General features: G+C 67.3%; 10 protein-coding genes and 1 tRNA gene. 4 read left to right on the forward strand and 7 right to left on the reverse strand.

Going from position 1 to position 12549, the window contains the following annotated elements:
- Positions 1 to 347 precede the first annotated feature (347 nt).
- Positions 348 to 941 (reverse strand): isochorismatase family protein, encoded by a 594-nt coding sequence (locus Tther_RS06465; protein ID WP_143902099.1) that lies wholly within the window; start codon positions 939 to 941, stop codon positions 348 to 350.
- A 72-nt stretch (positions 942 to 1013) separates the two neighbouring features.
- On the opposite strand from Tther_RS06465, the gene Tther_RS06470 reads away from it, so the two are divergent.
- On the forward strand, positions 1014 to 1688 hold the full coding sequence (locus Tther_RS06470; protein ID WP_143902101.1) for a C40 family peptidase: 675 nt from the start codon (positions 1014 to 1016) through the stop codon (positions 1686 to 1688).
- A gap of 51 nt (positions 1689 to 1739) precedes the next feature.
- Here Tther_RS06470 and Tther_RS06475 read toward each other — a convergent pair whose 3' ends face one another.
- Together Tther_RS06475 and Tther_RS06480 are read right to left on the reverse strand one after the other, a co-directional pair.
- Positions 1740 to 1958: an HP1242/YdcH family protein gene (locus Tther_RS06475; RefSeq protein WP_143902103.1), complete on the reverse strand. Its 219-nt coding sequence runs from the start codon at positions 1956 to 1958 to the stop codon at positions 1740 to 1742.
- Between the two features lie 125 nt (positions 1959 to 2083).
- Entirely contained in the window at positions 2084 to 4378 is a 2295-nt protein-coding gene (locus Tther_RS06480; protein ID WP_143902105.1) for an arginine/lysine/ornithine decarboxylase, read from the reverse strand.
- 31 nt (positions 4379 to 4409) lie between these two features.
- Here Tther_RS06480 and Tther_RS06485 point away from each other — a divergent pair, with 31 nt between their 5' ends.
- The 3 genes from Tther_RS06485 to Tther_RS06495 all read left to right on the forward strand — a co-directional run bounded on the left by Tther_RS06485 (position 4410) and on the right by Tther_RS06495 (position 5915).
- The gene (locus tag Tther_RS06485) at positions 4410 to 4841 is read left to right on the forward strand and encodes an NfeD family protein (protein ID WP_143902106.1); all 432 of its coding nucleotides are present in this window, start codon (positions 4410 to 4412) and stop codon (positions 4839 to 4841) included.
- A 42-nt stretch (positions 4842 to 4883) separates the two neighbouring features.
- Positions 4884 to 5798: an SPFH domain-containing protein gene (locus Tther_RS06490; RefSeq protein ID WP_143902108.1), complete on the forward strand. Its 915-nt coding sequence runs from the start codon at positions 4884 to 4886 to the stop codon at positions 5796 to 5798.
- A 26-nt stretch (positions 5799 to 5824) separates the two neighbouring features.
- Positions 5825 to 5915, forward strand: a tRNA-Ser gene (locus Tther_RS06495).
- 98 nt (positions 5916 to 6013) lie between these two features.
- On the opposite strand, the gene Tther_RS06500 is transcribed toward Tther_RS06495, so the two are convergent.
- The 4 genes from Tther_RS06500 to lpdA are packed head-to-tail and all read right to left on the reverse strand — an operon-like array spanning position 6014 to position 12548.
- Positions 6014 to 7717, reverse strand: coding sequence for an acyl-CoA dehydrogenase family protein (locus tag Tther_RS06500; RefSeq protein WP_143902110.1), 1704 nt, complete (start codon positions 7715 to 7717; stop codon positions 6014 to 6016).
- Positions 7714 to 9915, reverse strand: coding sequence for a putative bifunctional diguanylate cyclase/phosphodiesterase (locus Tther_RS06505; protein ID WP_143902112.1), 2202 nt, complete (start codon positions 9913 to 9915; stop codon positions 7714 to 7716). The genes Tther_RS06500 and Tther_RS06505 overlap by 4 nt, the downstream gene beginning before the upstream one ends.
- A gap of 40 nt (positions 9916 to 9955) precedes the next feature.
- Positions 9956 to 11089 carry a cell division protein ZapE gene (gene zapE, locus Tther_RS06510; RefSeq protein ID WP_143902160.1) on the reverse strand — a complete coding sequence of 378 codons (1134 nt, stop codon included), beginning with the start codon at positions 11087 to 11089 and terminating at the stop codon, positions 9956 to 9958.
- Between the two features lie 31 nt (positions 11090 to 11120).
- Entirely contained in the window at positions 11121 to 12548 is a 1428-nt protein-coding gene (gene lpdA / locus Tther_RS06515) for a dihydrolipoyl dehydrogenase (RefSeq protein ID WP_143902114.1), read from the reverse strand.
- Position 12549: the final 1 nt, after the last annotated feature.

The following is a 12549-nucleotide window of genomic DNA, read 5'->3' on the forward strand; positions in this document are numbered from 1 at the left end:
ACGGCCGCCAGCGCCTCGGCCAGCGTCTTGGCCGCAAAGCCTTCGCGGCCCGCCGCCAGCGCCTGCTCAGCCGTCACCACGCCCAGCGACACCAGCGTCGCCAGCGCCCCACCGGCCTTGAGCACGGCACGGCGGTTGGAAAGTTCAGTCATCATCGTGCGCTCCTTGGTGATGCGTTTCGGCAGCGGACCCCCACTTGTGTGGCCCGCCCATTCCAGGAACCGATTTTGGGCGTCAGACGCCCGAGGGGCATCGGTATTTCCCCTAAAAATTCAAATATTCTTTGGCTCTGATAGACAAGACCTATCACGAAGCCCTTTGCCCCACTACGCGTGGGGCCGCCCCCGTCACTTCAACAGCGCCAGTGCTTCCCGGAACCGCGGATGGTCCGCGTCGCGCAGCCACTCGAAGCCCACCATCTCGGTGGTGACCAGCTCCACACCATTGGCGGCGAGCCGGTCCAACGCCGCGTCGCGGTCGCGCTCGTGGCGTGACCCGCAGGCGTCCGTCACCACCCAGACATCGAAGTCGTGCTCCAGCAGGCCAAGCGCCGTCTGGAGCACGCAAACGTGCGCCTCGCAGCCCGCCAGCACGACGGTTTGGCGCGCCGGGGCTGGCGGTTTTTGCAAATGTTTGGGCAGGCTGCGGGCATTGCCCGCGGGACGGGCCGGCCCGCGCAGCGCCCCCAGCAGCCCACTGCCGCAGGCGTCAAACGCGGTTTTGGCAAAGACCTGCCGGCAGCGCGGGCGCAGCGCCGCCACCAACGGCCCAAGCCGTTGCGGGACCTGCTCGGTGCCCCAGACCGGCACCTCCAGCAGCGCGGCCAAACCTGCCAGCACGTGCGCACGCTGCAGCACCTGCGCGCCCTGTGCGATGGCCGGCATCAGCCGTTCCTGATAGTCCACCAGCACGAGCTGGCAGTCGTGTGCATCCAACAACATCCAAATGTTCGCTTCATTGTCGCCGCCGCCGGTTGACGCGGACCGACCAAAGTGCGTATCGTATCCGCTGTCATGATCGCGATGGCACGACTCGGGTCTGCAACGCGGGCTTTACGCGCCGCGGGGTTGGCCGCCACGCTCGTGGGGCTGGTCGGCTGCGCCAGTGCGCCCGTGGCGCACGATGCGGGGGCGCGCGCGGCACCGTCTGCGTCCGTCCGGCATCCGCTCCCGCAGGCCGCGGCGGCGGATGACCCGATCGCGCAATGGCTGGCCGGCCAGCACACCGCCCCCGCGCCGCCGGACGATGACAAGCGAACCGAGGTGCTGGCGGTGGCCTTGGCGTACGTCGGCGTGCCCTACCGGCGCGGTGGCAGCGATTACGCCGATGGCGTGGACTGCAGCGGCTTCGTGCAAGTGGCGTTTCGGGATGCCCTGGGTGTACGGCTGCCACGCACGGCGTCGGAGCAGGCCGAAGCCACGCGCCCGATCGACCCAGCGGCCCTTGCCGCGGGCGATCTGGTGTTTTTCAACACGCTGGGGCGCCCCTACAGCCACGTGGGGATTTACGTGGGCCAGGGCCGCTTCGTGCACTCACCGCGGGCGGGGGCACGGGTGCGTTTGGAACGCATGGACAGCGCCTACTGGCGTAACCGTTTCGACGGCGCGCGGCGCATCGATTTCGCGCCCAACGATCTGCAGGCGCGCGCCGACGGTGGTGGCCCAGGCACGGGCGGCGTGCAGCGCTGATCCGTCCCCCCGGGCGTGGCCACGCCACAGCGAGTGACCTCGCCCAGCTGATCAGGCGGTTGCCGCTTTGCGCAGGATGTCGTAGAGCTGGTCCTTGAGCAGCAGTTTTTCTTTTTTGAGCGTTTCGATCTGCTCGTGGCTGCCGGGCTCGATGCCCTGTTCCATGCGCTGGATGCGCTCATCGAGCTCGTTGTGCTTGTCGAACAGGCGCTGGAAATGATGGTCGCGGGTTTTGAGCTGGCTGATGAGGTCGCGATACTCGGGGAACATGGTCTCTCCTGTGCTAACGATGTCGTGACGACACCACCACTGTAACCGACGGCGTTGGCCGACCGCAGCGGCGCGCCGCCGCCAGCGGCCCGCGTTTGCGCTGGGTCAAACGCGGCATGTCGTGTTCAGCCGCGCTTGACGCAGTCGGCGTAGTAGCGCCGACTGCCATCGAGCCCCTCTTCCACCACCAGGCCGTGGATGTCGGTCTCGAAGCCGGGGCAACGGGCGTTGAACTCACGTGAAAACTTGAGGTAGTCCACGATCTTGCGGTTGAACACCTCACCGGGGATGAGCAGCGGAATGCCCGGCGGATACGGCGTGATGAGCGCGGTGGTGATGCGCCCTTCCAGCTCGTCGATGGGGACGCGCTCGGTGTTGTGACGCGCGATCTGCGCGAAAGCGTCGCTGGGCTTCATGGCCGGGGTCAGGTCGCTGAGGTAAATCTCGGTGCTCAGGCGCGCCACGTCGTACTTGGCGTACATCTCGTGCACGAACTGGCACAGATCGCGCAGGCCCATGCGCTCGTAGCGCGGCTGTTTGCGGCAGAACTCCGGCATCACGCGCCACATGGGCTGGTTGCGGTCGTAGTCGTCTTTGAACTGCTGCAACGCCGTCAGCAGCGTGTTCCAGCGGCCCTTGGTGATGCCGATGGTGAACATGATGAAAAACGAGTACAGGCCGGTCTTTTCGACCACCACGCCGTGCTCGGCCAAAAATTTGGTGACGATGCTGGCCGGAATGCCGGTGGGGGCGAAATCGCCCTTGAGGTTGAGGCCGGGCGTGATGATGGTGGCCTTGATCGGGTCGAGCATGTTGAAGCCCGGCGCCATGTCGCCAAAACCATGCCAGGCGTCTTCGCCATCGGCGGTTTGCACGCCGTCGGCATCGGTGCGTTTGAGCACCCAGTCGCTGGCACGGCCTATCCCCTCCTCGGCCAGCTCCTCGGGGCCCCAGACCTGAAACCACCACTCCTGGGGGCCAAATTCGGCGTCCACTTTGCGCATGGCGCGCCGAAAGTCCAGCGACTCGGCAATGCTTTCTTCCACCAGCGCGGTGCCGCCGGGCGGCTCCATCATCGCCGCCGCCACGTCGCAGCTGGCGATGATGCTGTACTGCGGGCTGGTCGAGGTGTGCATCAGGTACGCCTCGTTGAACAGATGCCGGTCGAGCGCCTGCGTCTGCGAATCCTGCACCAGCACCTGCGAGGCCTGGCTGATGCCTGCCAGCAGCTTGTGGATGGACTGCGTGGAATACACCACCGAATGACGCGGGCGTGCGCGTTTGCGCCCCATGGCGTGGAAGGTGCCATAGAACGGGTGGAACGCCGCGTGCGGCAGCCACGCCTCGTCGAAGTGCAGGTTGTCGACGTAGCCGTCGAGCAACTGCTTGATGGTTTCGGTGTTGTAGAGCACGCCGTCGTAGGTGGACTGCGTCAGCGTCAGGATTTTGGGCCGCACCGATGGCGCATCCACCCCCTGCAGCAACGGGTGCGCGGCGATTTTGGCGCGGATGCTGTCGGGCTCGAACTCGCTTTGCGGGATCGGGCCGATGATGCCGTAGTGGTTGCGCGTCGGCTTGAGGAAAACAGGAATCGCGCCCGTCATGATGATCGAGTGCAGGATGGACTTGTGGCAGTTGCGATCCACCACCACCACGTCCCCCGGCGCCACCGTGTGGTGCCAGACCATCTTGTTGCTGGTGCTGGTGCCGTTGGTGACGAAAAAGCAATGGTCGGCGTTGAAGATGCGCGCCGCGTTGCGCTCGCTCTCGCCGATGGCGCCGTTGTGGTCGAGCAGCTGCCCGAGCTCCTCCACCGCGTTGCAAACGTCGGCGCGCAGCATGTTCTCGCCAAAGAATTGGTGAAACATCTGGCCCACCGGCGTTTTGAGAAACGCCACCCCGCCCGAGTGACCAGGGCAGTGCCATGAGTAGGAGCCGTCTTCGGCATAGTCGAGCAGCGCCTTGAAAAACGGCGGCTGGATGTACTCCAGGTAGGCTTTGGCCTCGCGGATGATGTGGCGCGCCACGAACTCCGGCGTATCCTCGAACATGTGGATGAAGCCGTGCAGCTCGCGCAACACATCGTTGGGCAGGTGGCGGCTGGTGCGCGTCTCGCCATAGACGTAGATCGGCACCTCGGCGTTGCGCCGTCGCACCTCCTGCACGAAGGCGCGCAGGTTTTGCACCGCGGGGTCGTCTTCGGGATTGTCGCTGACCTCCTCGTCATCGATCGACAAGATGAACGCGCTGGCCCGGCTTTGCTGCTGGGCAAACTGCGACAAATCGCCGTAGCTGGTCACGCCAACGACCTCGAACCCCTCGTTCTGGATGGCCTGCGCCAGCGCCCGAATGCCCAGCCCAGAGGTGTTGTCGGAACGGTAATCTTCGTCGATGATGACGATGGGAAAGCGGAATTTCATGGTCCGCGAGTGTATGCCAAGGGGGTGAACCATGGATGACGCCACGCTGTGGTGGGTGCTGGCCGGGCTGGCCGTGGTGGCCGAACTGGCCAGCGGCACGTTTTTTCTGTTGATGCTGGCCGTGGGGGCCGCGGCAGGCGCGGTGGCGGCGCACGCCGGGTTGGCGCTGACGGGGCAGCTCGTGGCCGCCGCCGCGGTCGGCGGTGGCGCGGTGGCGCTGTGGGCGCGCTGGCGCCGCCACCACCCCAAGGCGCCGCCCCCGCAGGCCAACCCCGACGTGGTGCTGGACGTGGGACAGGTGCTGCACATTACCCAATGGGCGGCCGATGGCACGGCGCGGGTGCGCTACCGTGGCGCCGACTGGTTGGCCGAGGCGGCACCTGGCCAACCCCACACGGACGGCGCCTGGCGCATCACCGCCGTCGTGGGCAACCGCCTCATCGTCGAGCCCGCCCACGCCTGACACCCCGGTTTTTGATCCCCATTCGTCGCCACTGGAGCCACCATGGAAATCGCCTTTGTCCTGTTCGTCATCGCCGTCGTGTTCGTCGTCAAGTCCATCAAGGTGGTGCCCCAGCAAACCGCCTGGGTGGTCGAGCGCCTGGGCCGCTACGACCGCACCCTGGCGCCCGGGCTGAACTTCGTCGTCCCCTTCATCGAGAAGGTGGCCTACAAGCACAGCCTCAAGGAAATCCCGCTCGACGTGCCCGAGCAGATCTGCATCACCAAGGACAACACCCAGCTCAAGGTCGATGGCATCCTGTACTTTCAGGTCACCGACCCGATGCGCGCCAGCTACGGATCGTCCAACTACGTGCTGGCCATCACCCAGCTGGCCCAGACCACGCTGCGCAGCGTGATCGGCCGGCTGGAGCTGGACAAAACGTTCGAAGAACGCGAGATGATCAACGCGCAGGTGGTCAACGCCATCGACGAGGCGGCGCTGAACTGGGGCGTCAAGGTGCTGCGCTACGAAATCAAGGACTTGACGCCGCCGGCCGAAATCCTGCGCGCGATGCAGGCCCAGATCACCGCCGAGCGGGAAAAGCGCGCGCTCATCGCTGCCTCCGAGGGCAAGCGCCAGGAGCAGATCAACCTGGCCGAAGGCGAGCGCGCGGCGTTCATCGCCAAGAGCGAAGGGGAAAAGCAAGCCGCGATCAACCAGGCCCTGGGCGAAGCTGCCGCCATCCGCGAAGTGGCCGAAGCCACCGCGCAGGCGATCGAGCGGGTGGCTGCTGCCATCCGCCAGCCTGGCGGCGAGCAGGCGGTGCAGCTCAAGGTGGCCGAAAAGGCGGTCGAGGCCTACGCGCGCGTGGCCCACGACGCCACCACCACACTCATCGTGCCCAGCAACATGGCGGAAGTCTCGGCGCTGATCGGGTCGGCCATGCACATGATCGCCACGGCCAAGAAGGCGTGAACGGCGTTGTACAATGGCGTGCTCCCGGAGAGATGGATGAGTGGTTTAAGTCGCACGCCTGGAAAGCGTGTAGGGGTTAACAGCCCCTCGGGGGTTCGAATCCCCCTCTCTCCGCCACCATCGAGGGCCCCCCAAGGACCGGTCGCTGCTGCGCTGCGCTGACACCGTCGCCGGGCCGTGTCCCCGCAGGCACGCTGCACGAAGGCCAGCGGCCACTACGCCATTGGCAATGCCCGCTGCAAGATCGCGTCGGTGGCGTGGGTACGGGCGTCGAGCACGCCAAATGTCAGGCCAGGCGAGGGCCCCAAACGGCTGGCGATAAACGCATCCGCCACTGCCTGTGGCGAGCGGGTGCGCAAAAGCACCGCCTGTGCCAACAATGCCAGTTGCTGGGTTATCTCGCGGGCCTGCGCCTGCAGCGCGGCTGGGTCGCCCTCTTTTAGCGTCACCGCCAAACGTTGCAGGGCGTGCCGCGCAGGCGCGTCGTCGCGCAAAGTCTGCGCCCAGTCGCGTAACAAGGCCTGGGCGCCCTCTGGGTTGCTGCGCAACGCGCGCAGCACGTCCAGCGTCATCACATTGCCCGATCCCTCCCAGATGGCGTTGACGGGCGATTCCCGCAGCAGACGCGGCATGACACCCTCTACCACATAGCCATTGCCGCCGAGCACCTCCATGGCCTCGGCGGTGGCGGCGATGGTGCGCTTGCAGACCCAGAATTTGGCGGCCGGGGTCAGAATGCGCCGCCACGCCTGATCCAGCGGATCGTCGGATTCACACGCCTGCGCCAACCGCAGCCCAAGCTGCAGGGCGGCTTCGCTTTCCAACGCGAGGTCCAGCAGCACGCCGCGCATGACCGGTTGGTCTTGCAAGCGGCGCCCGAACGTGTGGCGGTGACGCGCCGCGTGGATGGCCTGGACCAGCGCGGCCCGCACAATCGCGGCGCTGCCAAGCACACAGTTGATGCGGGTGTAGCTGGCCATCTCGACCAGCGTGGCCAGGCCACGCTCTGGCGGGCCGATCAAAATGCCCCAGGCGTCCTCGAACTCGACCTCACCACTGGCGTTGCTGCGGTTGCCCATCTTGTCCTTGAGGCGCTGCAGACGCACGGCATTGCGCGTGCCGTCCATCCACCAGCGCGGCACAAAAAAGCAGCCAATGCCGTCTTCCCCGGCGATCCGGGCGCTGACCAGATGGGCGTCACTGGTGGGTGCGGAGTAAAACCATTTGTGCCCGCGCAGCCGGTAGACGGCACCGCGCCCCTGACCCTGCACGGGCCAAGCGGTGGTGGTGTTGGCGCGCACGTCCGATCCGCCTTGTTTTTCTGTCATGCCCATGCCGATCCAGACGGCGCGTTTGCGCGTCAGCGGTGCGTCTTGTGGGTCGTCGTCGAGGCAAAGCAACTGGCTTCCCAGTAGCGACCACAGCCCGGGTTCGCGCTGCAGAATCGGGATGGCCGCCTGCGTCATGGTGGCGGGGCACAGCGTGCCCTGCTCCACCTGCCCGTGCAGGTAAAACAGCGCGGCCCAAGCGGTCCAGCGCCCTGGCTGCGCGTCGCGCCACGGCCCGCTGACGCCGCCCGCGGCACGCAGCTGGCCCAGCAACCGGTGCCAGCCGGGATGAAAGACCACCGCATCGATGCGGTGCCCGCGCGCATCGAATGGCCGATGCCGTGGAGGATGCTCGTTGGCCGCCACCGCATCCGCACGCGCGTCGGCCGTTGCGATCGCGCGTCCATAGGCCTGCAGGGCCGGTACCGCCCACCCGGCGCCGGCATCCGCCACGGCCTGCTGCAAGGCTGCATCGGCCGCCCAAAGGTCTGGTCCCGCCCATTCCGGCACCTGGTTGAGCACCTCGTGGGTACGCCAGCCGGCGCCGGGCGACGATGGCACGTGGTCGGTGGCCGGTGTTTCGATGTTCATGGCTTTGCTCCCGATGCGGTCGCGGTGCGCCAGCGCTGCAGCACCGCGGGCGGCGCGGTGGGGTGTCCATCTGCCCAGTAACCCTGGTAGCGGTCGCACCCCATCGCGCGCAGGGCTTCGAGCTGGGCGGCCGTCTCCACCCCCTCGGCCACCACCGACAGCCCCAGGTGGTGGGCCATGGCGACGATGGCAGCACACAGCCGGTGGCTGTCGCCGCCGTTTTCGACGCCGCGCACGAAGCTGCGATCGATCTTGACCGTATCCACCGGCAGGCGCTGCAGATAGCCCAGCGACGAATACCTGACGCCAAAGTCGTCGATCGCCACCGCCACGCCATGGGCGCGCAAGCGGGCCAGCGCGCCGGCGGCATCGGCCCCTGGATCCAGCAAGGCCGACTCGGTCACCTCCAGCTCCAACGCCGCGCCCGGCAGCCCGCGTTGCGCAAGCGCCGCCAGCACCTGGTCGGCCCAATCGGCATGCGAAAACTGCCGCGCCGAGACGTTGACCGCGATGCAGGCATCGCGCCAACCGGCGGCCCGCCAGCCGGCCACGACGTCGAGCGCCTGCTCCAGCACCCAGCGGCCCATCGCCTCGATCAGGCCGCAGGACTCGGCCACCGGGATGAATTCACCCGGCGCCACCGGCCCCAATTGCGTGTCCTCCCAGCGCAGCAGGGCTTCGGCGCCGCAGGGGGCGGGCTGGCCAAAACCCAATTGCGGCTGGACCACGACCGACAACGCCTGCTGCCGCACCGCGTGCCGCAGCCGCGACTCGAGCTGCATGCGACGCGCCGCCATGTCGGTCAGATCCTGGCTGAAGAAGGCAAACGTCCCGCGCCCCAACGCTTTGGCCCGGTACAGCGCCGCGTCGGCCGCCCCCATCAGGGCCTGGGGGTCTGTCCCATGATGGGGCACGAGCGCGATGCCCACGCTGACGCCGATTTGCAATTCCTGCCCACTGGGGCTGGTCCATACGCCCGCGAGCGTTTCGATCAGCTCCCGCGCGAGTGCGGCGGCGTCCGATGCCGCACGTACGTGGCGCATCAGCACCACGAATTCGTCGCCGCCCAGCCGCGCCAGCGCATCGCCCTGGCGCAGACGTTGGCGCAACCGCTGTCCTACGCTGGCCAGCAGCGCATCGCCGGTGCTGTGGCCCAGGGTGTCGTTGACGTCCTTGAAGCGGTCCAGGTCCATCATCAGCAACGCCAGCTGCTCGCCGTGGCGCTGCGCTTCGGCCAGCGCGGCTTGCAGCCGCTCGTTCCACTGCAGGCGGTTGGGCAACCCGGTCAACGGGTCGTGGCGCGCCAAGTGCGCCATGCGCCGCTGGCTGCGCCGCAGCTGCAGCTGCTGACGGTACGCCTCCTGCCAGTCGAACAAGATACCGCTGAAATGGCGCGGCTTGCCTTGCACGTCGCCTATCGCCCGGCCACGCCCACGAAACCAATGCCAGCGCCCATCGAAGCAGCGCAGGCGGTAGGCTTCGTCGAACACCTCACCGCTGCTCAGCGCCTTGTGCACCGCCGCCAGCGTGCGCTTGCGGTCGGCCGGGTGCAGGCGATCGCGAAACGAGAAGTCGCGGTGAAAATCATCCCCCTGGTACCGCAGCAGACGCGCAAAACCGGCCGAATACTCGACGATGTCGGTCTGCAAGTTCCAGTCCCAGGTACCGGCGCGGCTGCCCTCGAGTGCCAGCTGCACCTGGCGCTCGCCGCGCTGCAAGGCCTCCAGCGCCGCGCTGTCGTGCCCCACCTCACGCGCGAGCACCAGCAGCCAGGGGGCCGGCACCGGCGTTGCGCTGCCCGGGTCCATCCAGGGCCGGTGCACGTTCAAACGCGCCCACACGATGCTGCCATCCGGGCGCACGAAGCGCTTGTCCACCTGCATCCAGCGCACCTCGGCCGCGATCAGGCGGCCGATGCGCTGGCGGTCACCTGCCTGATCGTCCGGGTGCGTCAGGGCCATGAAGGTCGAACGCAGCAGCGCCCCGGCCGGGCGGCCAAACAATGCCTCACAGGCGGCGTTGACCCAGACAAACCGGCCATCGAGCGCCAAGACGTAGGCGGCCTGGTCGGCACCGGTCATGGCGTCCACCCAGGCGGCCACGGGGGCGCACGCGCCCCACGCCGGCGCCCATTCCGGGGCGCCGGGTGTACCATCCATGCGGGTGTCGGCGTCCTCCATGGCGCTATCGTAGTCCATGGCGCCGGGTCTGGGCGCCGCAACCCGTTGGCCAGTGGGATCAGGTCAGGGCCGTGTCCACGTCGCGCCGCTGCAGCGCCAGGTATTCCTTGGACTGCATCTCCTGCAGGCGCGAGACCGTGCGGGGGAATTCGTGTGCCAGCGGCCCCTCGGTGTAGAGCCGCTCCGGGGGCACGGCGGCCGAGACGATGAGCTTGACCCGGCGGTCGTACAACACGTCCACCAGCCAGGTAAAGCGCCGCGCCGCGGACGCCATGTTGGGCGGCAGCTGCGGCACGTTGCTCAGCAGCACGGTGTGGAATTGGCTGGCCAGCTCCAAATAGTCGTTTTGCGAACGCGGCCCGCCGCACAGCGTGCGAAAGTCGAACCACACCACGCCGCCAGCACGGCGGATGGCGCGGATTTCTCGCCCCTCGATGCGCAGCACCGGGTCTTCATCCTGGGCTTCGGCCAATTGCCCAAAGATGGTCTCCATCTCCTGCTCGGTGGCCTCGCCCAACGGTGTCAGGTACAGGCGCACGTGCTCGAGCGCGCGGCGGCGGTAGTCCACCCCATGATCGACGTTGACCACCTCCATGGTGCGTTTGAGCAATTCGATCGCGGGCAGAATACGGTCCCGGTGCAGTCCGTCGGGGTAGAGCCCGTCCGGGTGGAAGTTGCTGGTCGTGACCATGCCGATGCCGTATCTCTGCATTGCCTCCAGCAGGCGGTGCAGAATCATGGCGTCGGTGACGTCGGCGACGTGAAACTCGTCGAAGCAAATCAGGCGAAAACGCTCGGCCATGCGCCGCGCCAGGGCGTCCAGCGGGTTGACCGTGCCCTGCAAAGCCGCCAGCTCGCGATGCACCTCACGCATGAATTCGTGAAAGTGCAGGCGCGTTTTGCGCCGCAGCGGGACGGCGTTGTAGAAGCAGTCCATCAAAAAGCTCTTGCCGCGCCCCACGCCCCCCCACAGGTACACCCCGCGCGGTATGGGCAAGCGATGGATGAGCTTTTTGAACGCGTTGGAGCGCCGTTGTTTGAAGTGCGACCACTCGGCAGCGCAGCGCTCCAGCGCTTCGACCCCGCGCAGCTGGGCGGGGTCACTGGCAAAGCCGTGGGCGGCCAGCGCGGCCTCGTAGGCGCGCCGCACCGGCCCCCACGCGGCATCGGCCGCTGCAGCGGCCGATGCCATCACCACGGTCGGCGGCGAAACGGTCACGGCATCAGAAGTTGAGCGTGCGCCTGTCCACCGCCAAGGCCGCCTCCTTGGTCGCCTCGGACAGCGACGGGTGGGCGTGGCAGATGCGCGCGATGTCCTCGGCGCTGGCCTTGAACTCCATGGCCATGACGGCTTCGGCGATCAGCTCGGACACCATCGGCCCGACCATGTGCACGCCCAACACCTGATCGGTTTGGGCGTCGGCCAAGATCTTGACCATGCCGGTGGTGTCGCCCAAGGCACGCGCACGGCCATTGGCCATGAACGGGAAGGTGCCCGCCTTGTAGGCGCGGCCGGCGGCCTTGAGCTGCTGCTCGGTCTGGCCAACCCAGGCGACCTCGGGGCTGGTGTAGATCACCCACGGGATGGTGTTGAAGTCCACGTGCGGGTGTTGGCCGGCGATGCGCTCGGCCACGGCCACGCCCTCCTCCTCGGCCTTGTGCGCCAGCATCGGGCCCCGCACCACGTCGCCCACCGCCCACACGCCGGGCAGGTTGGTGCGGCATGCGTCGTCCACCACGATGGCGCCGCGCTCGTCGAGCCGCAGGCCCACCGCCTCGGCGTTGAGCCCGGCGGTGTTGGGCACCCGTCCGATCGAGACGATGAGCTTGTCCGCCTCCAGCGTCACCGCCTCGCCCTTGGCACTGGTGTAGGCGATGCTGACGCCCTTCTTGGTGGTCTTGACCTCACCGACCTTGACGCCCAGCTCGATCTTCAGGCCCTGCTTGTCGAAGGCTTTTTTCGCCTCCTTGGCGATGTGCTCATCCACCGCGGCCAGGAACGTGGGCATCCCCTCGAGGATGGTGACGTCCGCCCCCAGGCGGCGCCAGACGGAACCCATTTCCAGCCCGATCACGCCGGCGCCGATGATGGCCAGTTTCTTGGGCACGGCGCCCAGGCGCAGCGCGCCGTCGTTGGAGAGCACCTTGTCTTCGTCAAAGGCCACGCCGGGCAACGCACGCGCCTGGGAGCCCGTGGCCACCACCACCTGCTTGCCCACCAGCGTCTCGGGTTTGTCGCCGCTGACGGCGATCTCGTAGCCGCCCTCCACCGCCTTGACGAACGAGCCGCGGCCATGGAAGAAGGTCACCTTGTTCTTCTTGAACAGGTAGAGGATGCCGTCGTTGTTTTGTTTGACCACCGCATCCTTGCGGGCGATCATCTTGGCCACGTCGATCTTGACGGTACCGGTGCTGATGCCGTGGTCGGCAAAGTGGTGTTGCGCGTGCTCGAAGTACTCGGACGACTGCAACAACGCCTTGGACGGGATGCAGCCCACGTTGGTGCAGGTGCCCCCCGGCGCCGGGCCACCGGCGGCGTTCTTCCATTCGTCGATGCAGGCGACCTTGAAGCCGAGCTGCGCCGCGCGGATGGCGGCGATGTAGCCACCCGGGCCGGCGCCAATGACGACGACGTCAAATGTTTGTGCCATG

It is taken from the genome of Tepidimonas thermarum, from assembly GCF_007556705.1.
GTDB lineage: Bacteria > Pseudomonadota > Gammaproteobacteria > Burkholderiales > Burkholderiaceae_C > Tepidimonas > Tepidimonas thermarum.

Coding starts and splice junctions, on each gene's coding strand:
- Tther_RS06465 (WP_143902099.1), bottom strand. CDS start 941: ATGTTGTTGGATGCACACGACTGCCAGCTCGTGCTGGTGGACTATCAG.
- Tther_RS06470 (WP_143902101.1), top strand. CDS start 1,014: ATGATCGCGATGGCACGACTCGGGTCTGCAACGCGGGCTTTACGCGCC.
- Tther_RS06475 (WP_143902103.1), bottom strand. CDS start 1,958: ATGTTCCCCGAGTATCGCGACCTCATCAGCCAGCTCAAAACCCGCGAC.
- Tther_RS06480 (WP_143902105.1), bottom strand. CDS start 4,378: ATGAAATTCCGCTTTCCCATCGTCATCATCGACGAAGATTACCGTTCC.
- Tther_RS06485 (WP_143902106.1), top strand. CDS start 4,410: ATGGATGACGCCACGCTGTGGTGGGTGCTGGCCGGGCTGGCCGTGGTG.
- Tther_RS06490 (WP_143902108.1), top strand. CDS start 4,884: ATGGAAATCGCCTTTGTCCTGTTCGTCATCGCCGTCGTGTTCGTCGTC.
- Tther_RS06500 (WP_143902110.1), bottom strand. CDS start 7,717: ATGAACATCGAAACACCGGCCACCGACCACGTGCCATCGTCGCCCGGC.
- Tther_RS06505 (WP_143902112.1), bottom strand. CDS start 9,915: ATGGACTACGATAGCGCCATGGAGGACGCCGACACCCGCATGGATGGT.
- zapE (WP_143902160.1), bottom strand. CDS start 11,089: ATGGCATCGGCCGCTGCAGCGGCCGATGCCGCGTGGGGGCCGGTGCGG.
- lpdA (WP_143902114.1), bottom strand. CDS start 12,548: ATGGCACAAACATTTGACGTCGTCGTCATTGGCGCCGGCCCGGGTGGC.